This is a genomic window from Paenibacillus thalictri, from assembly GCF_004307995.1.
Lineage (GTDB): Bacteria > Bacillota > Bacilli > Paenibacillales > NBRC-103111 > Paenibacillus_AF > Paenibacillus_AF thalictri.
The window spans coordinates 1-22,939 of record NZ_SIRE01000020.1; the positions used below are offsets into that span (position 1 = coordinate 1).

The 22,939-nt window shown below is 52.3% G+C and carries 21 protein-coding genes and 1 pseudogene; 18 read left to right on the top strand and 4 right to left on the bottom strand.

Annotated elements, in window-relative coordinates:
- The first annotated feature begins 133 nt into the window (after positions 1 to 133).
- Both EYB31_RS25600 and EYB31_RS41300 read left to right on the top strand, forming a co-directional pair.
- Positions 134 to 1,030 (top strand): ABC transporter permease, encoded by an 897-nt coding sequence (locus EYB31_RS25600; protein ID WP_131016287.1) that lies wholly within the window; start codon positions 134 to 136, stop codon positions 1,028 to 1,030.
- Positions 1,031 to 1,047: 17 nt separating this feature from the next.
- Positions 1,048 to 3,291: an ABC transporter ATP-binding protein gene (locus tag EYB31_RS41300; protein ID WP_276322090.1), complete on the top strand. Its 2,244-nt coding sequence runs from the start codon at positions 1,048 to 1,050 to the stop codon at positions 3,289 to 3,291.
- On the opposite strand, the gene EYB31_RS40360 is transcribed toward EYB31_RS41300, so the two are convergent.
- Complete coding sequence (locus tag EYB31_RS40360; protein WP_165452616.1) at positions 3,279 to 3,572, bottom strand: hypothetical protein; 294 nt, start codon at positions 3,570 to 3,572, stop codon at positions 3,279 to 3,281. The genes EYB31_RS41300 and EYB31_RS40360 overlap by 13 nt on opposite strands.
- Before the next feature lie 137 nt (positions 3,573 to 3,709).
- Here EYB31_RS40360 and EYB31_RS25610 point away from each other — a divergent pair, with 137 nt between their 5' ends.
- From EYB31_RS25610 to EYB31_RS25670, 14 genes and pseudogenes are all read left to right on the top strand, one after another.
- Positions 3,710 to 4,159: a VOC family protein gene (locus EYB31_RS25610; protein ID WP_165452617.1), complete on the top strand. Its 450-nt coding sequence runs from the start codon at positions 3,710 to 3,712 to the stop codon at positions 4,157 to 4,159.
- Between the two features lie 4 nt (positions 4,160 to 4,163).
- Positions 4,164 to 4,474: pseudogene (locus EYB31_RS40985) on the top strand (Gfo/Idh/MocA family protein); the annotation flags it as partial.
- A 15-nt stretch (positions 4,475 to 4,489) separates the two neighbouring features.
- A complete protein-coding gene (locus tag EYB31_RS25615) occupies positions 4,490 to 5,125 on the top strand; it encodes a Gfo/Idh/MocA family protein (protein ID WP_240762889.1) in 636 nt (211 codons plus the stop codon).
- A gap of 211 nt (positions 5,126 to 5,336) precedes the next feature.
- Entirely contained in the window at positions 5,337 to 7,127 is a 1,791-nt protein-coding gene (locus tag EYB31_RS25620) for a cache domain-containing sensor histidine kinase (protein ID WP_131016289.1), read from the top strand.
- Positions 7,128 to 7,276: 149 nt separating this feature from the next.
- Complete coding sequence (locus EYB31_RS25625) at positions 7,277 to 8,014, top strand: sugar phosphate isomerase/epimerase family protein (RefSeq protein ID WP_131016290.1); 738 nt, start codon at positions 7,277 to 7,279, stop codon at positions 8,012 to 8,014.
- 14 nt (positions 8,015 to 8,028) lie between these two features.
- Positions 8,029 to 9,036 carry a Gfo/Idh/MocA family protein gene (locus EYB31_RS25630; RefSeq protein WP_165452618.1) on the top strand — a complete coding sequence of 336 codons (1,008 nt, stop codon included), beginning with the start codon at positions 8,029 to 8,031 and terminating at the stop codon, positions 9,034 to 9,036.
- Positions 9,017 to 10,405 carry an extracellular solute-binding protein gene (locus EYB31_RS25635; protein WP_131016292.1) on the top strand — a complete coding sequence of 463 codons (1,389 nt, stop codon included), beginning with the start codon at positions 9,017 to 9,019 and terminating at the stop codon, positions 10,403 to 10,405. The genes EYB31_RS25630 and EYB31_RS25635 overlap by 20 nt, the downstream gene beginning before the upstream one ends.
- A 135-nt stretch (positions 10,406 to 10,540) precedes the next feature.
- The gene (locus tag EYB31_RS25640) at positions 10,541 to 11,473 is read left to right on the top strand and encodes a carbohydrate ABC transporter permease (RefSeq protein WP_131016293.1); all 933 of its coding nucleotides are present in this window, start codon (positions 10,541 to 10,543) and stop codon (positions 11,471 to 11,473) included.
- Positions 11,474 to 11,478: 5 nt separating this feature from the next.
- Positions 11,479 to 12,297, top strand: coding sequence for a carbohydrate ABC transporter permease (locus EYB31_RS25645; protein ID WP_131016294.1), 819 nt, complete (start codon positions 11,479 to 11,481; stop codon positions 12,295 to 12,297).
- Between the two features lie 30 nt (positions 12,298 to 12,327).
- Positions 12,328 to 13,680, top strand: a complete 1,353-nt coding sequence (locus EYB31_RS25650) for a response regulator transcription factor (protein ID WP_131016295.1) — start codon at positions 12,328 to 12,330, stop codon at positions 13,678 to 13,680.
- 378 nt (positions 13,681 to 14,058) lie between these two features.
- On the top strand, positions 14,059 to 14,877 hold the full coding sequence (locus tag EYB31_RS25655; RefSeq protein WP_131016296.1) for an MBL fold metallo-hydrolase: 819 nt from the start codon (positions 14,059 to 14,061) through the stop codon (positions 14,875 to 14,877).
- Between the two features lie 99 nt (positions 14,878 to 14,976).
- Positions 14,977 to 16,329 (top strand): ABC transporter substrate-binding protein, encoded by a 1,353-nt coding sequence (locus EYB31_RS25660; protein WP_131016297.1) that lies wholly within the window; start codon positions 14,977 to 14,979, stop codon positions 16,327 to 16,329.
- A 123-nt stretch (positions 16,330 to 16,452) separates the two neighbouring features.
- Positions 16,453 to 17,523 (top strand): Gfo/Idh/MocA family oxidoreductase, encoded by a 1,071-nt coding sequence (locus EYB31_RS25665; protein ID WP_131016298.1) that lies wholly within the window; start codon positions 16,453 to 16,455, stop codon positions 17,521 to 17,523.
- A gap of 20 nt (positions 17,524 to 17,543) precedes the next feature.
- Positions 17,544 to 18,374 (top strand): sugar phosphate isomerase/epimerase family protein, encoded by an 831-nt coding sequence (locus EYB31_RS25670; RefSeq protein ID WP_131016299.1) that lies wholly within the window; start codon positions 17,544 to 17,546, stop codon positions 18,372 to 18,374.
- Positions 18,375 to 18,460: 86 nt separating this feature from the next.
- Here EYB31_RS25670 and EYB31_RS41305 read toward each other — a convergent pair whose 3' ends face one another.
- Positions 18,461 to 18,613 carry an SDR family NAD(P)-dependent oxidoreductase gene (locus tag EYB31_RS41305; RefSeq protein WP_338119992.1) on the bottom strand — a complete coding sequence of 51 codons (153 nt, stop codon included), beginning with the start codon at positions 18,611 to 18,613 and terminating at the stop codon, positions 18,461 to 18,463.
- A 325-nt stretch (positions 18,614 to 18,938) separates the two neighbouring features.
- Here EYB31_RS41305 and EYB31_RS25680 point away from each other — a divergent pair, with 325 nt between their 5' ends.
- Entirely contained in the window at positions 18,939 to 19,778 is an 840-nt protein-coding gene (locus EYB31_RS25680) for a pirin family protein (RefSeq protein ID WP_131016301.1), read from the top strand.
- Between the two features lie 320 nt (positions 19,779 to 20,098).
- Here the strand turns inward: EYB31_RS25680 and EYB31_RS25690 are convergent, their stop codons facing one another.
- Both EYB31_RS25690 and EYB31_RS25700 read right to left on the bottom strand, forming a co-directional pair.
- Positions 20,099 to 20,413, bottom strand: coding sequence for a putative quinol monooxygenase (locus EYB31_RS25690; protein WP_131016302.1), 315 nt, complete (start codon positions 20,411 to 20,413; stop codon positions 20,099 to 20,101).
- 597 nt (positions 20,414 to 21,010) lie between these two features.
- Complete coding sequence (locus EYB31_RS25700) at positions 21,011 to 21,382, bottom strand: hypothetical protein (RefSeq protein ID WP_131016304.1); 372 nt, start codon at positions 21,380 to 21,382, stop codon at positions 21,011 to 21,013.
- Between the two features lie 369 nt (positions 21,383 to 21,751).
- On the opposite strand from EYB31_RS25700, the gene EYB31_RS25705 reads away from it, so the two are divergent.
- Positions 21,752 to 22,915 carry an iron-containing alcohol dehydrogenase gene (locus tag EYB31_RS25705; protein ID WP_131016305.1) on the top strand — a complete coding sequence of 388 codons (1,164 nt, stop codon included), beginning with the start codon at positions 21,752 to 21,754 and terminating at the stop codon, positions 22,913 to 22,915.
- The last annotated feature ends 24 nt before the right edge of the window (positions 22,916 to 22,939 follow it).

The following is a 22,939-nucleotide window of genomic DNA, read 5'->3' on the forward strand; positions in this document are numbered from 1 at the left end:
TTAAGAATCTTCATTTATTTTTCATTTTTCAAAGATCAAATTGGAAATTTTGAAGGTGGCCGCCAGTACCCTAGGGTACTGGAAATTGGCTCAACAACAATCTTTAAGAAATACTATACGAGGAGGAATACGTATGAAGGAATCGACGGCTGTGAAGCCGGTCTGGAATACCGGAGCGCCTACCGGCCGTACGGCGGGTTTCCGGCTGCGCCGCCTCGACGCGACGCATATCCTTCTGTATGCGGCCGGTGCAGTGGTGCTGTTTCTGATCGCTTGCGCGATTGTGCCGCAGTGGGTTGCGCCGTTTTCGCCGACGCAGATGGATCCCGGCCGATTGCTGCAGCCGCCCGGCGCGGCGCATCTTTTTGGAACGGATTACTTCGGGCGGGACGTTTATTCGCTTGTTGTCTATGGGAGCCGCGATTCGCTGCTGATCGGATTAGCTTCCGTAGTGGTCGGAGGACTGGCCGGGGCGGCACTGGGCTCGCTATCGGGTTATGTAGGCGGCATCGTCGATCTGGTCATCATGCGTTTTATCGATGTGCTGATGACGATACCGGGCATTTTGCTCGCTCTGGCTATTGCCGCCGCGATGGGAGCCAGCACGTTTAACGTTGTGCTGGCCATCTCGGCATCGGCGATTCCGCGTTACGCGAGAGTGATGCGCAGTCAAATTTTAACCGTCAAAAACCGGTCTTACGTGCTGGCGTCGCGTTCGATCGGCAGCTCCGGGCTGCGGATCTTTTGGAAACATGTGCTTCCCAACTCGCTGGCGCCGTTTCTCGTTATGGCGACGATCGGCATCGGCACCTCGATATTGACCGGCTCGAGCCTGAGCTTTCTTGGACTTGGCGTCATCAAGGAAATTCCCGACTGGGGCACCGTGTTGTCCCAAGGCAGAGGGTATTTGACGGTAGCTTGGTGGGTGTGCACGTTTCCCGGTCTTGCCATCGCTTTGTTTGTCCTGTCCATCAACATCATCGGCGACCGTATCCGCGACACGTTGGATCCGAGAAAAAGCGGCGCATAAACGAAAAGGAGGAGCCTATGTCCGGAGCATTGCTGGAAATTGAAGGGCTGACGGTGGAATTTCCCGCCGCAAGCGGCGCCTTGACGCCTATCGAACAGGTATCTTTTCAAATTCGCAAGGGTGAGACGGTTTGTCTGGTTGGGGAGTCGGGAAGCGGCAAAACGATTACGTCCAAGGCGATCATGAGATTGATCGATTTCGAGCGCGGCCGTATTGCGGCGGGCAGCGTCAAGCTGGGTGGAGCGGAATTAAGCGCAATGCCGCACAACGAGCTGCGATTCATCCGCGGGAAAAAAGTCGCGATGATTTTCCAGGAGCCGATGGCCGCGTTTGACCCGGTATTTACGATCGGCGCCCAACTGGTGGAAACGATCCGCCGCCACCGCCGCCATGACAAGCGCAGCGTCAAGGATGCGCGCGCGCATGCCACAGAACTGCTGCGCCGCGTCGGGTTCCCCGAGCCGCAGCTGCGCATGAACCAATACCCCGGCGAGCTGTCGGGCGGCATGCTGCAGCGGGCGATGATCGCGATGGCGCTGGCCTGCGGCCCGGAGCTGCTGATCGCCGACGAGCCGACCACGGCGCTTGACGTGACGATTCAGGCGCAAATATTGCGGCTGCTGAGCGATTTGAAGGCGGAGCTGGGCATGTCCATCCTGCTGATCACCCACGATCTTGGCATCGCTGCGGAAATGGCGGACCGGATGATCGTGATGTACGCCGGCCGCATCGTCGAGCAAGCGCCGGCGGCGCGGCTTTTCACCCAGCCCCGGCATCCGTATGCCGCCGGACTGCTCCGCTCCATCACCACGATGGACAGCGACCGGACTGCCCCGCTGTATACGATCGAAGGAGCGCCGCCGAACGTGGCCGAGTTTCCGGCCGGCTGCCGTTTTCACCCGCGTTGTCCGCTCGCCTCGGACAAATGCCGCACCGACGCGCCGCCGCTTGAAGGCACGGACGGCCATGAGGCGGCCTGCTGGCACACGGACAGGCTGACCGGCGAAGCCGGCGCCGGGCTGTTTGCTGCGCACAAGCCGATACAATCCGCCGGTGCGAGGCTCGAAGGCGGAAGCTCGAGACATCCGCAGCGAGAGCCATCATCGGAAGCGGCCCCGGCGGCCGCTTGGAACGAGCGCCGGGGCGGCGAAGAAGGCGGCTTCGCCGGCGATGACGCCCGAAGCGATGCGGAAAATGCGCGAGGCGATGCTCAAGGGAACATCGGAAACACCCGTGGTCACACCGGGAGTGATTCCCTCGATAGTATCGGTAACACCCGCACCAACACCCGGCATGAAGCTCCGCTGCTTTTTGAAGTGAACGGACTGACAAAACATTACCCGGTGAAGGGTGCTTTCGGTTTTACGAAAGCGGTGATTCATGCGGTCGACGATGTATCGTTTACCGTCCGGCAGGGGGAAACGTTTGGGCTTGTCGGGGAGTCGGGAAGCGGCAAATCGACGCTGGGCCGCGTCTTGATTCAGCTGGAGCAAGCGACGTCCGGCCGCATTTTGTTTCGCGGTGAAGAGCTGTCGCAGATGGATGCCGCACAGCGCCGGGCGGCGAGGCGGGACATGCAGATGATTTTTCAGGATCCTTACGGCTCCGTCAATCCCCGCTGGACGGTAGGCGAGACGATTGCCGAGCCGTTTGCCGTTCACGAACGTTTAAGCGCGCCGGAACGGGATACGCGGGTGAAGGAACTGCTCGGCATGGTCGGGCTCAAGCCGGAGTGGGCAAACCGCTATCCGCACGAGTTTTCCGGCGGACAACGCCAGCGGATCGGCATCGCCCGCGCCATTGCTCTGCGGCCCCGGTTTGTGCTGGCCGATGAAGCGGTGTCGGCGCTTGACGTATCGGTGCAAGCGCAGGTCGTCAACCTGATGCAGGAGCTGCAGCATCGGCTTGGTTTGACGTATGTGTTTATCGCGCACGGGCTGAACATCGTCAGGCACGTCTCGTCGCGAATCGGCGTGATGTATCTCGGCAAGCTGGTGGAGATCGCCCCGGCTGACGAATTGTTCCGCCATCCCGCTCATCATTATACGGCAGCGCTGATTGCCTCCATTCCTTGGCCGGATCCTGCGCGGAAACGGGAGTTTATTTCCATACAAGGGGAGATTCCGTCCCCTGCGTCGCCGCCGGCAGGGTGCCGTTTCCATACCCGCTGCCCTGCGGCAACGGCGCGCTGCCGCGAGCAGGAACCGCAGCTGGTTGACGTTGGCGGCGGCCATTTGGCGGCATGCCATTATCCGGTATAGCGCTGCTCCCGAATCTGCCCGATGATTGCCGTTACGTAAACAGACAATGGAAGGACCGGAACCCGATCGGCTTGCTGCTCGATCGTTCCGGTTCTTTTTTCTTTGGGGGGATTTGACGGCTTAGGCGCAATGTTTCCCGAAAAGGATTGACAGCGCTTAATGTTAACGTTAACATCGGAATCACAAGAGGTTAAGGCTGCAATTGTTAATGTATGCGTTAATTGCAAGAAGCCCGTTGGTGCAGGCGCGGAAAGATAGGGAAAGCGGCTTTTGCCGCTCATTTCGCCCGTTCATTGCATGCGTTTCCATCGCATTTTTTGTTAGGGGAGCGGCTGGAAACGGCTGCCGGATCCGCATGCACGGTAAAACAATTTTACGGTTAAGGTTTCGCCCAAATTATGAATGGAGGGAAAGCCCGATGATTACCGGTATTACGCATTATGGAGCAAAAGTAAAGGACTTGGACCGAACCATCCAGTTTTATCGCGACATCCTTGAATTTGAAGAAGCATTCAGATTGTACGATGACGAAGGGGCTTTACGAATTGTATATTTCCATATCGGCCGCAATCATTTTGTCGAGTTTTTTCCCGGGGGAATAGAGGATTACGAGTACATTCCGACTGGAGCGGGCACCAATCATCTTTGTTATGAGGTGGATGATGCGTATGCTGCGGCGGAACGGATTAAAGCCAAAGGGTATCCGCTGCACAAGGATGTAGAGAAGGGACGAAGCGGATGCCTGCAGTTTTGGCTGCTTGACCCGGAAGGCAACCGCATCGAACTGATGCAGCTGCTCCCCGATTCCATGCAGGCTAAAGCCCTGCAAGCGATTCAGGAGAAGTACAACGGACAGACAGGAGTTTAAGATAATGACACACAAGGTAAAATGGGGAGTTCTTGGCTTCGCCCGCATTGCCAAATTGGAGGCGATCCCGGCCATATTGCGGTCGGCAAACTCCGAGCTCTACGCAGTAGCGTCCGGAGACCCGCAAAAAAGGGAAGAATGCGCGCAGATGTTTCCGGACGCCAAGCTGTATGGAAGTTATGATGATTTGCTTGCCGATCCCGACGTTCAGGCCGTCTATGTGCCGCTGCCGAACTCGCTGCATAAGGAATGGGCGATTAAGGCGATGCGCCAGGGCAACACGTGTTATGCGAGAAGCCGATAGCGCTGAACTTGCGGGAATGCGAAGAGATGATCCGAGTCGCCGAAGAAACCGGAGTTCATCTGATGGAAGCGTTTATGTACCGTTATACCGACCGCACCCGCAAGGTGAACGACATTGTGCGGAGCGGGGAAATCGGGCAAATCAGGCATATCAGCTCAACTTTCCGGTTTCTCTTGAATCGTCCGAACACGATCAAGGTCAATTCGGCGTTAGGGGGCGGCTCCCTTTACGATGTCGGGTGTTACCCTGTCAATTTCGTTGGCATGATCACCGGCCAAACGCCGGAATCGTGCGCTGTGGAGTGCGTGCTCGAAAATGGGGTCGATACGATTTTTTCCGCGGTGCTTAAATATCCGGATGGCGTCATCGCCACGATCCATAGCGGTTTTAATGCGTTTAACCAGATGAACACGGAAATCGTCGGGACGAAAGGCCGCATGGAGATTCCCGATACGTTCTTGGGAGTCGGGGGAACGATCACAGTAGTGACGGAGAGCGGAACCCGCGCCGTCCCGGTCGACGAATCGGACCGTTACCGTCTGGAGATCGAGGACTTTGCAGCTTGTGTGCTTACACGGAACAAACCGCTTGTAAGTTTGGCCGAGACTTCCCGCAATATGCAAGTAATCGATCTTCTGCTGAGCTCGATGAAACAGAAATAACAGGCCTCGTCCGGATGGAAGCAAGGGGACGAAGATATATAGCAAAGTGCGAAGATGATGTATCCGCCTGGGCGACCTCAAAACGGTTCTGCTCAAGCGGATATTTTTTTTTATTCATGCCCTGGTTTAATGATTGTACAGTTACCTTTTGTGTAGTATGATGATGGCGAAATTTGAGTGACAGGGTTGATTTTCAGGGAGGGGATCGCCGATGTTTCGCCGATTCGGATGGAACCGGTTATATGCGACCAGCATTAAGACGAAAATCTTTTTGTGTTACGCTTCTTTGATTGTGATCATATTTATCGCTTGCAGTATCGTATTGTATACGTATATGATGTCGTTCACCCGTAATTTTGTAAGCGATTACACGACAAGCGCAAATCGGCAGATGAACGCTAAGCTGGAAGGTTGGATGCAGGAGATCGAAACGTTGTCCAAGGCGGTCATGTGGAATGCGAGTGTGCGCAGCATTATCGTGAAGACGGGGACCAACGAATCAAGCGATTCGGATAAACAAGACTTGTACAAATTTTTGTCCATGCTCACGATCTCCCGGGACGATATTTACTCGATCCAGCTGCTAAAGGATTCGCAGTTTGCCATGAAATTCGGCACCTATTATGACAGCGATCTGGAAATGAAGCCGATCCTAGATGCGATTCGCTCTGCAGACGACCGTTATCGGCAGGGACAAGTCATATTCGCCGGAACAGTGATCCGGCATGCGGCAGATAATGAGGCTACCTTCGCCGTGGCGCGTAAAATTTATGATAAGTTCACCTTCTCGGCGATCGGCGACGTAATCATTGAAATCAGATACAGCAAGCTGAAAGGCATGCTTCAGGCATTGGAAAATACGAAAAACAAAAGGAATCAGCTGCTCGACGATAAAGGCAGAATCATTTACAGCGAAAAAGAAGAGGAGATCGGGCAGCTTGCCGATCCGGCGTATTTGCAGGCGATCTGGAGCGCAGACGAAGCTTCGGGGTTTACTGAGTTGGCCGCATCCGGCGGAATGCTCACCTACAGCCGGTCCGCTTATACGCAGTGGACGCTGCTCTCGGTGACGCCGCTCAGCGAGATTTCTTCGCCTTTTCGCAACATGCAGCAAATCTTTTTTGTCGTGAACTTAATTGGCATTACATTGGCGCTGGTAATTGCCGCGATGCTTTCGAAAAGCATTACGAAGCCGCTGACCAAGCTGGTCAATAAAATGAAAGGGATCCGGCTCGGCAGCATCCGATTGAACGATAGCCGCAACCGGCTGCCGTTAAACGATTACAACGAGATTCAGAAGCTGAACAACACGTTTAACGACATGATCGAAAGCATCAACCGCATGATCCAAGAGGTGTACGAGGCCGAGCTGCGGCAAAAGGATGCGGAGCTCAAGATGCTTCGCGCGCAAATCAACCCTCACTTTTTGTACAACACACTGGATGTAATCAACTGGAAGCTGGTCATTAACGAGCAAGATGAGATTGCCCGGCTTGTGCGGGCGTTATCCGCTCTGCTGCGCTACAATATCACCGAAAGCGACAAACCGGTGCACATTCGCGAGGAGATCGGCCAAATTACCAACTACTTGCAAATTCAGCAGGCCCGTTTTGAAGATACGATTGAACTTGAGATCGGCGTGCCGCCTGAAGTGATGAATATGAAAATGTGCAAATTTTTGCTGCAGCCGATTGTCGAGAATGCGATAATGCATGGTTTCAAACAAAGAAATCATGGCAAAATCGTGATTAACGGCGAGATTCGTGAAGGAAGCCTGCTGCTGGATATTATCGACAATGGAAGCGGCATGTGCCGGAATACGCTGGATAAGCTGAATGCCAATCTGGAAGTGGCGGCGGACTCTCGTTCGACAACGGGAATCGGGGTTCACAATGTAAGCCAGCGCGTAGCGCTGTATTACGGCGAGCCTTACCATATCCGGTTTGAAAGTATTCCCGGGCAGGGGACGACCGTTCATCTCAAGCTGCCGGTCATCGAATAATGCAATAAACCAATATGAGCAAACCTTTTCCAATTCCAGTGTCGTTCCTTTTCGCAGCCGAAATTTCTACAATAAAACTGTAGTCAAGTTTCCAAGCATATGCTGACGAATCCCGTTTTGCTGCAGCAGAACGGCTAGGAGGAAAACAGGTGGATTGTATAGCCGTAAGTCCTTGCAGCAACCCCGAGCTATCGCTTGAGGAGGTGCTTGCAGCATATTCCGGCATAGGTTTCACGCAGTTCGAGGCGTTTACAAGCTGGGTGAAATCCGCATTAGATTGGACGGCCGATGCCCAAATGTATCGCCGTATTGCAGAGTCTCATGGCATCCGCATCACTTCGATGCACCTGCCGCCGATTACCGAAGACGCAGACGCCGCATTGGAACATGCGATAGCAGCCGCGCGGTTTGCCGAGCAGCTCGGCGTGGAGGTCGTGTTGTTTAAGGCGGCGAGCCGTCCGCTGTACATTCGTACAGCCCGGGCTTTTCTAGATGCGACGGAGGAGCTGAACATTACCCCTGTGCTGCAAAATCATGCGGGAAGTCCGATCGCTACGCTCGGCGACTACCGTGAAGTGATCGAAGGGATCGGCGACTCGCGCATGAAAACGCTGCTGGAAGTCGGACATTTCCACTCCGTGGGCGTTTCCTGGCGTCAAGGCTATGAACTGCTGGGCGATTCGATTGCGCTGGTCCATATTAAGGATCAGCTCGGCAGCCAATCGGTGCCTTTCGGGACCGGGGAAATTGATCTTGAAGGTTTATTTGCACATCTGAAGCAGGAAGGCTACAGGGGGAAATTTGTTGTAGAAATGGAAGTTGCGGATAAGATCAACACACTTGAATATTTGGAGTCGGCCTTGCGCTATTTGAAGCCATGGCTGTAGGGGGAGAGGATAAGATGGACGGAGTTAAGCTTTGTATCGTCGGCGCCGGCAACCTGGCATCCAAGAGAATATATCCGTATATCGCCGCTGCCGGGGGCAAACTGGTCGGCGTTTGCGATCTGGACGAAGAAAAGGCAAAATTGAAAGCGTTTTTATACGGTGGCAGCGCCTATACGGATGCGCTGGAAATGGTGAGCCGGGAAAAACCCGACTGTATCATTATATGCATCGGACCGGAGCAGCATTATGCTTTGTCCAAAGAGATGATGCGGCTTGGGATTCCGGTCTACACGGAAAAACCGCCTGCGCCTGCTGCGGCCGGGGCCTTGGAGCTGGCGCGCCTGTCGAATGAGACGGGCGTACTGTGTACGACTGCTTTCAAAAAGCGGTACAACACGGTGTACAGCCGGGCCAAACAGTGGCTTAGCGGCTTCGATTCGAGCCGGTACGTTTCGCTTTCGGTTGATTATTGCTCCGACTTCTATAAGAATACGACGCCGCGCAACGAGTTTTTGCTCGACTTTGCGATTCACTTGATTGATGTGACCGCTTATTTGTATGGGGATGCGAAGGAAGTATTTTGCTTCTCCAAGGGCATGGACGCCTACGCGGCGAGCATCAAATTTGCTAACGGCGCGGTTGGCTCGTTGAACTTTAACGATGCCCGTTCATTTACGGTACCTACGGAGGAAGTGGAAATTTCCGTAGAGGGCAGCAATTTTATGACGATCCGCAATTCATCGTTCTGGCGAATTACCGAAAACGGGAAGCCGGCGGAATGGAGAGAGCCGTCCACGTTTGTCAGCAACGGCGACAGCGGCAACGATACGGGACATTTTGCCGAAATCGCCGACTTTTTCGCTGCTGTCCGCGAAGGCAGAACAACCCGGTCCAATATATACGAAAGTTATAAAAGCATGGTGCTGTATGAAGCGATTAAACGGTCTGCGGAAACCGGCCAGCTCATTTCCGTCCAATATGAAAAGGTAGGGGGAGTCGTTGATGAACCGGCCAATGCGTAGTAAAAAGTGGGCAGCCTCACTTATCATGCTGTCTCTGGTCTGCGTAACGGCGGCATGCTCCGGCGGCAGCCCGGCCGCACCGCAGACAGCGGCGAAGGAGCCGCCGAAGGACGCGCCAAAGGCGCCGGCGCCAGCAGCTCCGGCAGCGGCTGCCAATACGCCGGCGGCTAAGCCGAAGGTGACGTATTGGACGATGCGGCCTGCCGACACGCTCGATCTGTTGAAGAAGAACGTGCTTGGCGATGTGCTTAACGAAGTCGATCTGGACATTGTCAGCATACCGGCCGAATACGAGAACAAACTCAGAATCGCCATCAGCGGCGGCAGCGCGCCCGACATGTTCGACGTCGACGGCGTTTACACCTCCAACTATGCATACAGCGGTGCGCTGATGCCGCTCGACAAATATTGGGATAAGGGAGACTACGACGATTACGTGCAGTCCTCCAAAGACAAGACGACATACAACGGTAAAATTTATGCCGCCTCGCTGTTCGAATCCAGTATCGTCTTATATTACAACAAGGAGCATTTTGAGAAAGCGGGCATCACCAATGTGCCAACGAAGGTGAGTGATGCCTGGACTTACGATCAATTTCTCGATGCGGCCAAAAAGCTGACGATCCGCGACGCTTCCGGCAAGGTGACCCAATACGGAGCGATTCCGGACGGCTGGCTTTCTCCCGACAACAACTCGGAGGGCGCATCGTTCACGCGTTTCCTCTTTTTATGGAACCATGGGGCCGAGGTGCTCGATCCAAAGAACACGACGGCCAAAGGCTTCCTGAACAGCGACAAAACGATTCAAGCGCTGCAGGAATACCAGGATTATTATCAGAAGTATAAAATATCGCCGCTGGAAACGATTTCCAAAGACCAATCCGGCTTTGAAACCGGCAAGCTGTCGATGTACATCTCCAACATCAGCACATCGTTTGTTTTGAACTCGAAATATCCGAACATTAAATACGGCGTTATGCCGCTGCCTAAAGGCGAGAAGCATTTCGGGTCATCCGGCGGCTGGAACGTAGGCATCTACGCCAAGGCGAAAAATCCGGATGCCGCATGGAAGATTATTAACGCAATGACCGGCAAGGAAGGCCATAAGAAATTTACGCAAACATTTAATTTCATGCCGTCACGCAAAAGCTCGCTGGAAGCGCGTGCCGACCTGAACCAGTATCCGCTAAGCCTAGCCAAAGAAATGATGAATACGTCCCGTGCGCGTCCGGTCACACCGGCCTATGCGGAAATTTCTCCGATTTTCGCCGATATGATGAGTGCGGTCGCCTACGGCGGGAATGTCCGCGAGCTGGCGAATAAAGCGGCGGATGACATCGATAAGGTACTGAAAAAGTATGCGCAGTAGCCGGCTATCGTAAGCGAGCCGGGCGGCCGCTGCTTTCGGAGAGGCGGGACGGCTTGGGATCAAGCGGCTCAGCTTCTCCGATTGCGGCCCGCGGCACTAAAGCGGCAGCGGCCGATCTGAAGGAGGTCCGAAAATTTGGAAGCGCGTACTAAGGAAATCGCCGGGCGGGAAAGGAAGAGCATCGCTTTTTCCGCTCGCAAATTGGCGGTGATGAGGGATGGCTATCTGTTTATTATGCCTTCGATGATCATCATTGCATTATTTACCGTCTATCCGACCATCCGCTTATTCTGGCTTAGTCTCAATCGATACCGTATGGTGGAAGGAAATCAGCAGGCGACCTTCATTGGATTGGAAAACTATGTTTCGGCAGTCGACGACAGCTTGTTCTGGAAGACGTTGTGGACATCGTTTTATTTTCCGTTAGTGATTACGCCGATTCAGACGGCGCTCGCCTTATTGGTAGCTATTCTTTTAACCGGCAAAATCAGATTCCCCGCATTTTTTCGCACGGTTTATTTCATCCCGGTCGTCATGTCCTTTGTTATTGTCGGGATGTTCTGGAAGGAAATGCTGAATACGAACTCCGGCCTCATTAACGGGATATTGGCACTTGTCCATGTGCCGCAGATCAGTTTTCTGACCGATCCGTCGCTGGCCAAACTTTCGATTGCGATGGTCAGCATTTGGAAATCGTGGGGCTGGTATTTGGTCATTTTCATAGCGGCATTAATTCAGATTCCCAAGGAATTGTTCGAATCGGCGGACATCGATGGAACAACGCCTTGGCAGAGATTCCTATATATTACGCTGCCGATGATTCGGCGTACGATGCTGTTTGTGATTATCGTATCCACGATGAACTGCATTAAGCTGTTTACGCCGATCTTAGTGATGACGGGAGGCGGACCTTCAAATTCAACACGCACGATTGTGCATCATATTTGGATGACAGCGTTCCGGACGACCAACAATTTCGGTTTTGCCGGAGCGATGGCTATTATGCTGTTTTTCATCGTGGTCACCATTTCTTTCATTCAATACATGCTAATGAAAAATGAGGACTGAGGCTAGTGATCTTAAGGAAATTATCGCAAACGATGTCGTATGCCGTGCTGGTACTGCTTGCCGCCGCCGTGCTTGTACCGCTTGTTTATGTCATTTTGAAATCGTTCACGCCCAATGAGCTGCTCGGGCAAAGTCTGTTCGTTCCCGAGCGGTTTACGCTCGATAACTATGACAGGGTATTGTTCGATACGCCGTTTATGCGTTATTTGTTAAATACCGTTTTTTTGACCGTAACGATCACCATTGGGAGCTTGTTATTTGATTCCATGGCCGCCTTCGGTTTTGCCAGAATGACCTTTCCCGGCAAAGAGCTGCTGTTTCTTATTGTCATCTCCATGCTGGTTGTGCCGGCGGAGGCGCTGCTGCTGCCCCGTTACATGGTCGTTCGGGATTTGGGCTGGCTGGATGATTACAAGGCGTTAATTGTGCCGGCGCTGAGCTCCGCTTATACGATATTTTTTCTGCGCCAATTTTTCCTGAGCTTGCCGAAGGAGCTGGAGGAGTCGGCTGTGATGGATGGCGCTTCGGTATGGCGGGTATATGCGCAAATTATTTTGCCGCTGGTGAAGGCGCCGCTGCTGACTATCGGACTGATGGTGTTTTTCCACGCTTGGGACGATTTTTTATGGCCGCTTACGATTATTAATTCGCCGGATAAATATGTGCTGCAGGTCGCGGTCAGTCTGCTGGATACCGAGTTTTCCACCGATATTGGAGCTAAGTTCAGCAACGTGGTGTTGAGTTCGCTGCCGATCGTCGTGTTGTTCCTGGTCATTCAAAGGCAATATATTTCCGGGATCACTTCAGGAGCTATCAAAGGGTGACCTATTCTAAAATTGGCGGAGGAGCCGCATATGAATATATTAGTCGTCGATGATGAATATATCGTTTGCAAAGGAATCGAAACGATCATCCTGCGCTCAGGCCATGACTGGAACGTTGTCGGCAAAGCCGGGAACGGTCTGGAGGCGCTGCGCTTGATGGAGAAGGAGCCGGTCGACTTAATCGTGACCGATATCCGTATGCCGGAGATGAACGGCTTGGAGCTGATCGAGCGTCTGTTCCAGGAAGGCTACTCCGGTGAGGTGATGATTCTGAGCTCTTACGCCGATTTTGAATACGCCAGAAAAGCGGTGCAATGCGGTGCTGTCAACTATTTGCTCAAGCCGGTTGACCCGGATGAGCTGATTAATACCATCCAGCAGGCGGAGCAGTCCATTAGTGAACGAAACCTGCGGCATAGCGAGCGGGAGCAGTTGACCAAAAATAAACAGCTGATGAGCAAAATGCTGCTGACCCAACTGCTGCTTGGTTACGAGACAAACGAAACGAAAATTCGCCGTGGGCTGGAGCAGGCCGGCATCCCGCTTAAGGAGCTAGTCGTTATCACAGCAGGCCGGCCGGAACAGCTTTCGTCCGAATGCTGGGAGCGCTGCAAGCTGCAGCTTCTGGCTGCCATACGCAGTGGCTGCGGTTGTATGGCCGAGGATGTATCGTTTGTTGAGAGGTATCTTGTGTTGGCCGCTTGGAGCGGGGAAACGCCGCACCGGCTGGCCTCGGCAGTCTCTTGTCTAGAACGATGGGCCGGGAGCCAGACGGAATCGCCGCATGTTCGGATGGGATTGAGCGATGTCTGCCGGAGCATGTCCGATATTCCGCTGTTGCTTGCCCAAAGCATCTGCAGTCAAAATGAGGCGGCGAAGACAAGCCGATCTGTTGTGCAGTTTGGCGATGCTGCCATGAATGATGCGGTTATTCACGACCCGACACTGCCTGAGCAAAAGCTGCTGCAGGCGCTGAAGTCGGGCTATGCCGACGAGGTGCGCCTTCTGACACAGGAGTTGGCGCTGTATAGCGAGCCGGCGCAGCAGGCAAGCAAACTCAAGGGCCGAAAAATCATCGAACAGGTGAAGCAGCTTGTGTTCAAGCGATATGCCAGCGATATCCAAATTCGCGATATTGCCGATGAAATTTATATGAATGCCAGCTATTTGAGCGATTTATTTAAGCAGACGACCGGGATGACCTTTACTGATTTTGTCATCGAATACCGGCTGCAAGTGGCCAAATCGCTGCTGCTGGATGATCCTCAGCTTAAGCTGTATCAGGTAGCGGATAAGGTGGGATATAAAAATCCGAAGCATTTCAGCCAGATTTTCAAAAAGCATGTCGGCATGCTGCCTGCTGAATTCCGGGAGATCAGATAACGAAAGGCCCGTGGCTCGAGGCCACTGAAAAAGTAGCGGAATGAGCGAAATCATTTTGGAGAAGCACCAGCGTTCGCCTTTGTCCCCGAATTTCACCCGCTATATGCGGGACAATCTAAGAAATTCGGGGACAATCAGCGATCGGAGGAATGATTCGCACATGCAGCGTTCACTTTTCAGTGGCCTCGAAGCTTTCACGGGCCTTCTTACGTTTAAAGCGCCGGGGGAAACAGGACAATGGACGAGATGGGCTTTTTCCGCAGCATGAAACAAAATTACTCCAAAATCATTATTTTGTGGTAAAATATGTCTAATGCGGCGAAGGTTTTTGAAGTTTTTTGTAAGGGGTTTCAATAAATGCGTAGGGAGCGGTAATCAATGAAAATTCATTTTCTCGGCACGGCCGCTGCGGAAGGATTTCCGAATTCGTTCTGTCAATGCGAGGCTTGCGCGAAAGCATGGGAGCTTGGCGGAAAAAATATAAGGACACGCAGCTCGGCAATCATCGACGATGTGCTCAAATTCGACTACTCGCCCGACTCTTATATGCAGGCGCTGCGCGACAAGCTGAATTACGGGCGGTTGGAGCATCTGATTGTGACGCATACCCATGCCGATCATTACAATCCCGCCGACTTGTTCTGCCGTGTGGAAGGATTTGCCCACGGACTTCGGCATCCGCTGCATCTATACGGTAACGACTCCGTCATGAGCAAAGGACGCTCCGCATTGGGCCGTTTTGACAGCTCGCAATTCGTATTTCATCTGCTGCGCCCGTTTCAACCGTTTGCCGCCGGCGATGCGACGATTACGCCGCTGCTGGCGGATCACGACAAATTTGAAACATGCCTGCTGTACGTTATTGAGAAAGACGGCAAACGCGTGTTGTACGGCCATGACACCGGCTGGTTTCCCGAGGCGACTTGGGAGTGGCTGAAGGGCAAACGGCTTGATTTTGCCATATTGGACTGCACGCACGGCTACACTTCGAACAACCGCAATCCGAATCATATGGGCGTGGAGACGATTTTTGAGGTTCAGCGCGTATTTCGCGAGGAAGGCGTGCTGGCCGGGGACGGTCAGATTGCCGTCACGCATTTTACCCATAATTCCGGGCTGCTGCACGACGACTTTATCGGCATCTTTGAACCGGCCGGCATTTTGGTCGCTTATGACAGCTTGGTGGTGCATATTTAGCGGCTGCTTTTTCAGCGGCCCCGCCTGTTTGGAGTCTGGCTCACGTGCTTCAGAGGAAAAACGTCTGGTTGCGGTAAGGAATAAGGAGGGCTGCGGCGTATGAATGGCCGATCAAACGGATTGTTTTCGGTTCTCACCGCATTCATGTTTGTACTGGCGCTTCTGGGCTGCCAAAATGCCGTTCTCGACGATAAGAAACCTGAAGCCGCAGGAAAAGAAAATGCCGGACCTAAAAATCAGACGATGATCAACTTCTGGTTTTCCTTCGGCGGAGATTTTCAAAGAGATTTTCAGAAGTACATAATTGACGAATTCGAGAAAGCGAACCCGGATATTAAAGTGAAGATGACCTTTGCCGAGGAAACGGGAAAAACCCATGTATCGGACAAACTGCTGACCGCCATTGCCGCAGGGAATGCTCCGGATGTCGCAACATTCGACCGGTTTGCCATCGGCTCTTGGGCGGCCAAAGGGGCGCTCGAGGACATCAGCGATCTGATCAAACGCGACGGGATCAGGCAAGACGATTATTACCGCGGCGTTTGGGAGGAAACGGTCTACAAGGGGAGGGTGTATGCGCTGCCCTTTCTGGTCGATACCCGCGCGATGTACTACAACAAAACGTTGTTGGAGAAAGCCGGGTTTGATCCCGAGAAGCCGCCGCAAACGATAGACGAGCTGGACCGGATGGCGGAGAAGCTGTTTGTCAAAAACAAAAACGGAAAATATGAGCAGGTCGGATTTTTGCCTTGGATGGGCCAGGGATCGTTGTTTACCCATGGCATTAATTTTGGCGCGAGCTTTGTAAATAAAGGAGAGTTTGATCCGACCGAACCGCAGGTGGTCAAAGCATTGGAATGGATGACCGGTTATGCGCAGAAATATGATATTTCGACGTTGACCGGCTTCAGCAACGCGGTGGCCCAGACAGGCTTAGAGCCGTTTTGGACAGGCAGGGTCGGGTTTGTGTTCCACGGCAACTGGATTTTGAGCGGGGCTCCGCAATATAAACCGGACTTTGAATGGGGTGTCGCGCCAATGCCTTCCGCTACGGGCAGCCCGTCCATGTCGTGGGTCGGAGGCAATGCTTTCGTCATTCCCAAAGGGGCCAAAAACCGCGAGGCCGCTTGGCGTTTCGTCAAATTTGTCGCTCATAAAGAAGGGAATTTGCTTTGGGCGGGCCGCCCTAACGGGAGGGGACTAATTACTTCGATGCCCGCGGTTAATGCGCAGCTCAAGTTGTACGAGGATGCCAAGCTGAGGGTGTTCCTCGATTTGCTGGCTACGGCTCGGACAAGGCCGGTTTCGCCGGTGGCTTCTTTTTATTGGGCGGAAATGTATCGGATCAGAGATCTCGCTCTGAACGGGAAGGGCAGCCCGGCCGCACTGCTGAAGGAAGCGAAGAAAAATACGGATGCCGAACTGCAGAAGCTGTATGAGCGCAGGTATTAGCAAGAGTGGAGCGGAATGCAGCCGGGAGAAGGAATTGCTTTGGAGGCATGATGAAATATCCGTGCCTTCCGCACAAGCTTCATTTACAATGGAATATATTGGGGCCAGGGGGAGTGGACGAAGATGACGGACGGGAGAAAATTAAAAGTCGGCGTGTTGGGCTGTGGTCCGATTTCGCAGGCGGCTCATTTTGATGCTTGCCGTAAAGCAGCCAATACGGAATTGTACGCAATTTGCGATGTAGCGGAAGATTTGGTGGCGAGAATGCAGGCCGTACACGAGCCGGCTGTCGCTTATACCGAATATGAGCGGATGCTGGCCGATCCGATGGTCGAGCTTGTCGTGATCGGGATCGCCGATCAGTACCATGTGCCGATGGCGCTAAAAGCACTTGAAGCGGGCAAACATGTGCTGATCGAGAAGCCGCTTGGCGTCTCCATCGAGGAATGCGAGATGCTTCAGCGGCAGGTGGAGCGTTCGGGACTCGTTTTGCAGGTCGGCAACATGAAAAGGTTCGATCCGGGCATCACGTACGCCCGCGAGTTTATCGCAGGCGAGATGGGCGAAATGCTGGCGCTTAAAGCGTGGTACTGCGATTCCACCTACCGGTATACGATGACGGATAATGTGATGCCGGTGATTAGGCAAAGCGTTCATGCGAGAAAACCGGGAGGCAATCCGAAGCAAAACAAGCAGCGGTACTACATGCTGACGCACGGCAGCCATCTGGTCGACACGGCCCGCTTTCTGGGCGGCGAGATCGTCAGCGTCCGGGCGCGCCACGTCCAGAAATTCGGAGCATATTGCTGGTTTGTCGAAGCCGAGTTTGCCAGCGGGGCATTGGGCCATCTGGATTTGACGGTCGCCGTGCGGATGGATTGGCACGAAGGTTTTGAAGTATATGGCGAGCACGGCAGCGTCACGGCAAAAACATACAACCCCTGGCTGTTCAAAGCCAGCGATGTCGAAGTATTTTCCGTCAAAGACGGCGTGTACCGCCGCCCGCTCGGAGCGGACGCTCATTTCTACAAGCTGCAGCTGCAGTCGCTTGCCGAAACGATTCTGGATGGAGCGCCGGTGCGCGGAGCAACGGTCGAAGACGGCATGGCGGCGATGCGGGCGATGGCGGCCATTGCCAGGTCGGTGGAAAGCGGGGAGAAGGTTGTGTTGTCCGAGGTGTATGGTGAAATATAAGACGGGAGAGTGGACGCACCATGGAGATCGGCATATTCTCCAAAACGTTTATCAGGCCAACATTAGGCGAGGTGCTTGATGCCGTACAAGCCAGCGGGCTGCGGCATATCCAGTTCAACCTGGCTTGTGCGGGGCTGCCTTCCATGCCGGAGCGGCTAGACCCTGCGACAACCGAAAGCATCGGCAAGCAGATGCAAAAACGGCGGCTGCAGATGACAGCCGTATCGGGTACGTTTAACATGATCCATCCCAATGCCGCGGTTCGCGCGGCGGGCATGCGCAGTTTGGGCTTACTTGCGCAAGCGTGCGGGGAGATGGGCACCTCTATCATCACGTTATGTACCGGTACGCGAGATCCATCCGATATGTGGCGTTTCCACCCGGATAACAGTTCGCCGTCCGCTTGGAAAGACCTCGTTGCGTCGGTTAGGCAAGCCGTTGGCATTGCAGAAGAATATGGCGTCACAGTGGCTTTCGAGCCGGAAGCGGCCAACGTGGTGGATACCGCGGTCAAAGCCCGCAGATTGCTGGATGAGATCGATTCGCCGCGGCTGAAAGTCGTGATGGATGCTGCCAATCTCATACCGTCGGGACAGCTTGATCGTGCCGCTGACATTTTGCAGGAGGCTTTCGAACTGCTCGGACAAGACATCGCGCTTGCCCATGCCAAAGATGTGTTGACGGATCAACCGCTGCGATTCGGTGCGGCGGGCCGCGGCAAGCTCGATTTTGCTTTGTACGCGGGGCTGCTGCGCAAAAGCGGCTATACGGGGCCGCTGATCATGCATGGCTTGGCTGAGGAGGAGATCGCGGCAAGCCGCGTTTTTTTGCAGCGTATTGTCATCAGTTAACTCGTCGGCTTTGGCGATCGAATCGACCATTCCGACCAACCCGCCAATCGACGAGATATTGATGATGGAGCCGCCATTCGTTTTTCTCATTGAGGAAAGGACCTGCCCTTTTCATTCAAATCCGTAAAAACTACTTTGGCTCCCTCACCAATCAGCTTCCGCACATGAGAGGCCCCTATACCCCTTGCGCCACCCGTAACGATAATTACCTTCCCTGCTACTCTTGCCATACCGTTCATCCCCTAATAGTTAAGATGTATCTGTCCTCATTACATTACCCCCGTCACGCTTTCTATTCAACAAACACAATGATACCTAACTGTTGGAACTCCGACTGAATTAAAGTATGCGTTAAAAATGATGAACTCACTCCAACATATCGAGCCTCATTGTCGGGCTCTGTAATGGAATTTTAATAATCCACCAATGGTTACATTCAGGATACCCTGTCACTTTATTGTGCCTACTTCATAAATAACATATAAAGATGCATAATTAACTTAAGAAATGATAGTAACTAAACATTATTGAAATGAACATTGGATTACAAGGAGGATTCTAAAAATGTCCAGTCAAGCTGTTTTCAGTCGCAGCATCAAAACTGTCCGTACCCCCGAATTCCAACGGAATAGCGCCATTCATACAATGGCATGGGTAATTGAACCCGGGAATTGGGAGGAACATAGTCCGTTTTTGCTTATGGCTCACGATCATATGCGTAGTGGCGTATTCGGGATTCATCCCCACCGCGGTATTGAGACGGTCACTTTTTTAATAGATGGGCATCTTAATCATTATGACAGCAAACATGGAAAAGGCGTGCTTAACCCTGGTGACGCGCAATGGATGACTGCAGGCAGAGGCGTTGAACATGTAGAAGACGCGGCAAAAGATGAAGAAGTCAATCTTCTTCAATTATGGGTTAACATTCCTCGTGAATCGAAGATGTCCCCTTCCAGATACCAAGACTTGCGTAAAGATGAAATGCCCGTCCTGCATGAAAATGGGGCCGAAATCCGGATCTTCTCTGGTTCATATGGCAATAAAATTGCGGACACGAAAAATATAGCCCCGGTGACGATGTTGGAAGTGAATCTGGAGTCAGGAGCGGCGGTCTCGCCGCAATTGCCAGGAAGCTACAACGGATTTCTGTATATTTTGGACGGGGAGGGGATCTTTGGTTCAAATGAGACAGCAGGAACCAAAGGGCAGTTATTATGGATGGGATCTGCAGGAACTGCTGAGCAAAGCGCCATTCATATTCAAGCGAAAAGCAAATTGCGTGTCATGCTCTACGCGGGCGAACCGATTCGTGAGCCTGTTGTTGCCAGAGGTCCTTTTGTCATGAACACGGAGGAAGAAATCTTTCAAGCTTTTGACGATTATCGAAACGGAAGGTTTTAATGCGTCCCGCGATAAACTCCATTGCTCCCTTGCTTGAGAATATAAGAGACAACCTGGGAATGAATGCCTCTGTTGTGAGCTGGGTTTATTAAGCGCCACTTTCCTAAGCATGTACCTTTGATGATTGCGGTATACACGGTTGCGCTAACTTTAGGAGCCGCACTAAGTTCAGGACTCGTAAGACCGCTGCAGAACGGGTTTAATTCGTGGCAAGGCGCGTTAGGGATCTGGGCGTCTAAAATCAAACGAAGAAGCCTCCAAAAACCACTATACGAGTGGGGCTGGAAGCTTCTTTTTCTTAGGTTCAGGTCGTTCATAATTCACGCTGGGTCAAGCGGCAAAGCAGAGTACGGGTGAACCGGGATGCGCATTGGCGGCTCGGCGAGGAGATCGATGATTTCGTCACGGAGTTCATCGGCAAGGGCGCTATTTTCGTAGCCTTCCTTTGCTTCGATGGACCGGAACACCTCAACGTTCCAGAGCACATCGGGGTCGTCGTCCTCGCGAAGGATGATGAACCGGTCGGACGCGCCGGACTTTTCCATGCCGATGGTAGCCAGTTCGAACAGCTTGTCGCCGTTTCCGGGCTTGGCGCGCATCTTGATGATGTACGCGGGTTGGTTTTGAAGTGTCATGTTTTTCTCCTTTCCAATTTTCCTTAAACCATGAGAAATTAGCATTCGCATGATGATATCGGTATATGCATGCGGGTCACTGCTTTCTTCATTAGTTTCATCTCAATCTAACATTGTTAGATGGCGCCTTACAGTATTAGATGATATCATGCGGCTACAGACTTGTAAAGTGAAAATCTTACACTGTTAGATAAAAGGTGGATAACGACGCAAAAGCAGTAGCCTTCGATTTCGAAGCAGAAGATTTGGGGAACCTCATGGGTGCTTCTGGAAGAGGAGGGCATCGACGAATTAATAGTTATATATGCCAGATTCTAATTTTTTTGTTAACGGTGAATGGGTGATAGCCATCCTTTCGAAATAAAACGCCTTGTCACCTTTAAACAATGCTCGTTGAGTCTTGCTATCCATTTTCTTATAAATTGAATTTTTTTCGAGACTGCTAATTGCTACTGATCGACTCATAATAGAAAGTTGCCAACTTTCATCATCCTCACTGAACCCAAAACTATCCAAAATTTTTTGTTCATTCTTACTCGTATGAATAATCATTAAATCAATTCTAAAGCGTAACTCCTCGTCAGAAATTTTGGGTCTTTAATCTCTCTCAAGCATCATACTTAATACTTTCCTATTACCACCATCGTCAGGTTCAGCCTTATCCCATGCAGAGCCAAATAATGATTGTGATTTAATAAGGAAATCTAATTCCAACCACCTTTCTTGGACAACAAGTTGAAAAATGTATGCCAATCTGTTGTGGACAAATTTATTTAATGTCATCATGTCGCTTTCAGATAGCTGGCCATTTGCATGCATATCTTCAATTGGGCCATTTCTAAATACGAAATGAACGACAGCTTTTGATATCATGTCAATATTCTCACTGACCATCAATCGTTCTTTAGTATCCAAATTAAATTTTAAGCTTTCCTCAGTTCTTCCTAACAAAAGATCATCAAGAACCATGTTCTTAATTCATCTTTAGTCAGTTTATCGAAATCAATAAATTGTCCACTATCTTTCATCTGCTTATAAAGCTCAAATAATCCCATATAGTAATCCCCTTTAACTTTTCATTGACTTCGCCTGCCATATAACGTCTCTAAGCTTATTATTTTCTTATGTTAGGAATAAGCCCCTTGAAGATGCTCCCGCCGCGCCTTGGTCTGAGCTATGACGAACATACGCGGGGAGCATGTAGCGTTACGAACTGATACGTGTAACCACCTCACAAACGGGAAGCCCGGGACAATATTCGCCCGCTATACATTTCGTGACCCATTATGGATTATAATACCATTGTAACCTAAACGATCCGATATGGAGGGAAGCGGAATGAATACATTTATGTTTTATAACCCGACGCGGCTGTTTTTCGGAAAAGGGACGTTGGAGCAGCTTTCTGCGCAAATTCCGCAGTACGGCAAAAATGTGCTGCTGGTTTACGGCGGCGGCAGCATTAAGAGAAACGGGGTTTACGACAAGACGATCGATCTGCTGAAAAGCATCGATGCCAAAGTGGTCGAGCTTGGCGGCGTTGAGCCGAATCCGCGTCTGACTACCGTCCATAAAGGGATCGAGTTATGCAGAAGCGAAAACATCGACTTCATCCTTGCCGTAGGGGGCGGCAGCGTCATTGATTGCGTTAAAGCCATTGCGATCGGCGCGAAGTTTGACGGGGAAGTATGGGATATTATTACCCGCAAGGCGACCGGTACGGATGCACTGCCTTTCGGGACGGTGCTGACGCTTGCGGCGACCGGATCGGAGATGAACTCGGGTTCGGTCATTACCAATTGGGAAACAAAGGAGAAATACGGTTGGGGCAGTCCGCTTACGTTCCCGCGGTTCTCTATTCTGGATCCCGAATTTACATATACGGTCCCGAAGGATCAGACGATATACGGCATGGTGGACATCATGTCTCACGTATTGGAAACATATTTTAACCATACGGAAAACGCTCCTGTTCAGGACGGGTTCTGCGAAACGATTTTGCGCACCGTGATCGATACGGCGCCTAAGCTGCTGGACAACCTGGGCGATTTCCAACACCGCGAGACGATATTGTACAGCGGCACGATGGCGCTGAACGGCGTGATCTCCATGGGCATCCGCGGCGACTGGGCGACGCACAACATCGAACATGCGGTGAGCGCCGTCTACGATATCCCGCACGGCGGGGGACTGGCGATCCTGTTCCCGAATTGGATGGAGCATGTGCTGGATAGCGGGGTTGGTCGCTTTAAGCAGTTTGCGGTCCATGTTTTCGGCATCGATCCCGCCGGCCGGTCCGACCGGGAGACTGCTTTGGCCGGCATCGCGGCGCTGCGTGCCTTCTGGTCCAGCATCGGAGCGCCAAGCCGCTTGGCTGATTACGGCATCGGCGAAGACAAGCTGGAGCTGATGGCGGACAAAGCGATGGTGTACGGCCCGTTCGGCAACTTCCAAAAGCTGAACCACGAAGACGTGCTGGCGATTTACCGCAGATCGCTGTAGGAGACTGCGCGCGGCCGCCGCGGT

Excerpts from the sequence above, each read along its gene's own strand:
- EYB31_RS25650 (WP_131016295.1), top strand. The coding sequence starts at position 12,328 with ATGAATATATTAGTCGTCGATGATGAATATATCGTTTGCAAAGGAATC.
- EYB31_RS25660 (WP_131016297.1), top strand. The coding sequence starts at position 14,977 with ATGAATGGCCGATCAAACGGATTGTTTTCGGTTCTCACCGCATTCATG.
- EYB31_RS25690 (WP_131016302.1), bottom strand. The coding sequence starts at position 20,413 with ATGACACTTCAAAACCAACCCGCGTACATCATCAAGATGCGCGCCAAG.
- EYB31_RS25655 (WP_131016296.1), top strand. The coding sequence starts at position 14,059 with ATGAAAATTCATTTTCTCGGCACGGCCGCTGCGGAAGGATTTCCGAAT.
- EYB31_RS25705 (WP_131016305.1), top strand. The coding sequence starts at position 21,752 with ATGAATACATTTATGTTTTATAACCCGACGCGGCTGTTTTTCGGAAAA.
- EYB31_RS41305 (WP_338119992.1), bottom strand. The coding sequence starts at position 18,613 with ATGAACGGTATGGCAAGAGTAGCAGGGAAGGTAATTATCGTTACGGGT.
- EYB31_RS40360 (WP_165452616.1), bottom strand. The coding sequence starts at position 3,572 with ATGAGCGGCAAAAGCCGCTTTCCCTATCTTTCCGCGCCTGCACCAACG.
- EYB31_RS25630 (WP_165452618.1), top strand. The coding sequence starts at position 8,029 with ATGGACGGAGTTAAGCTTTGTATCGTCGGCGCCGGCAACCTGGCATCC.
- EYB31_RS25670 (WP_131016299.1), top strand. The coding sequence starts at position 17,544 with ATGGAGATCGGCATATTCTCCAAAACGTTTATCAGGCCAACATTAGGC.
- EYB31_RS25665 (WP_131016298.1), top strand. The coding sequence starts at position 16,453 with ATGACGGACGGGAGAAAATTAAAAGTCGGCGTGTTGGGCTGTGGTCCG.
- EYB31_RS25620 (WP_131016289.1), top strand. The coding sequence starts at position 5,337 with ATGTTTCGCCGATTCGGATGGAACCGGTTATATGCGACCAGCATTAAG.
- EYB31_RS25635 (WP_131016292.1), top strand. The coding sequence starts at position 9,017 with ATGAACCGGCCAATGCGTAGTAAAAAGTGGGCAGCCTCACTTATCATG.
- EYB31_RS41300 (WP_276322090.1), top strand. The coding sequence starts at position 1,048 with ATGTCCGGAGCATTGCTGGAAATTGAAGGGCTGACGGTGGAATTTCCC.
- EYB31_RS25610 (WP_165452617.1), top strand. The coding sequence starts at position 3,710 with ATGATTACCGGTATTACGCATTATGGAGCAAAAGTAAAGGACTTGGAC.
- EYB31_RS25615 (WP_240762889.1), top strand. The coding sequence starts at position 4,490 with ATGATCCGAGTCGCCGAAGAAACCGGAGTTCATCTGATGGAAGCGTTT.
- EYB31_RS25700 (WP_131016304.1), bottom strand. The coding sequence starts at position 21,382 with ATGGTTCTTGATGATCTTTTGTTAGGAAGAACTGAGGAAAGCTTAAAA.
- EYB31_RS25680 (WP_131016301.1), top strand. The coding sequence starts at position 18,939 with ATGTCCAGTCAAGCTGTTTTCAGTCGCAGCATCAAAACTGTCCGTACC.
- EYB31_RS25600 (WP_131016287.1), top strand. The coding sequence starts at position 134 with ATGAAGGAATCGACGGCTGTGAAGCCGGTCTGGAATACCGGAGCGCCT.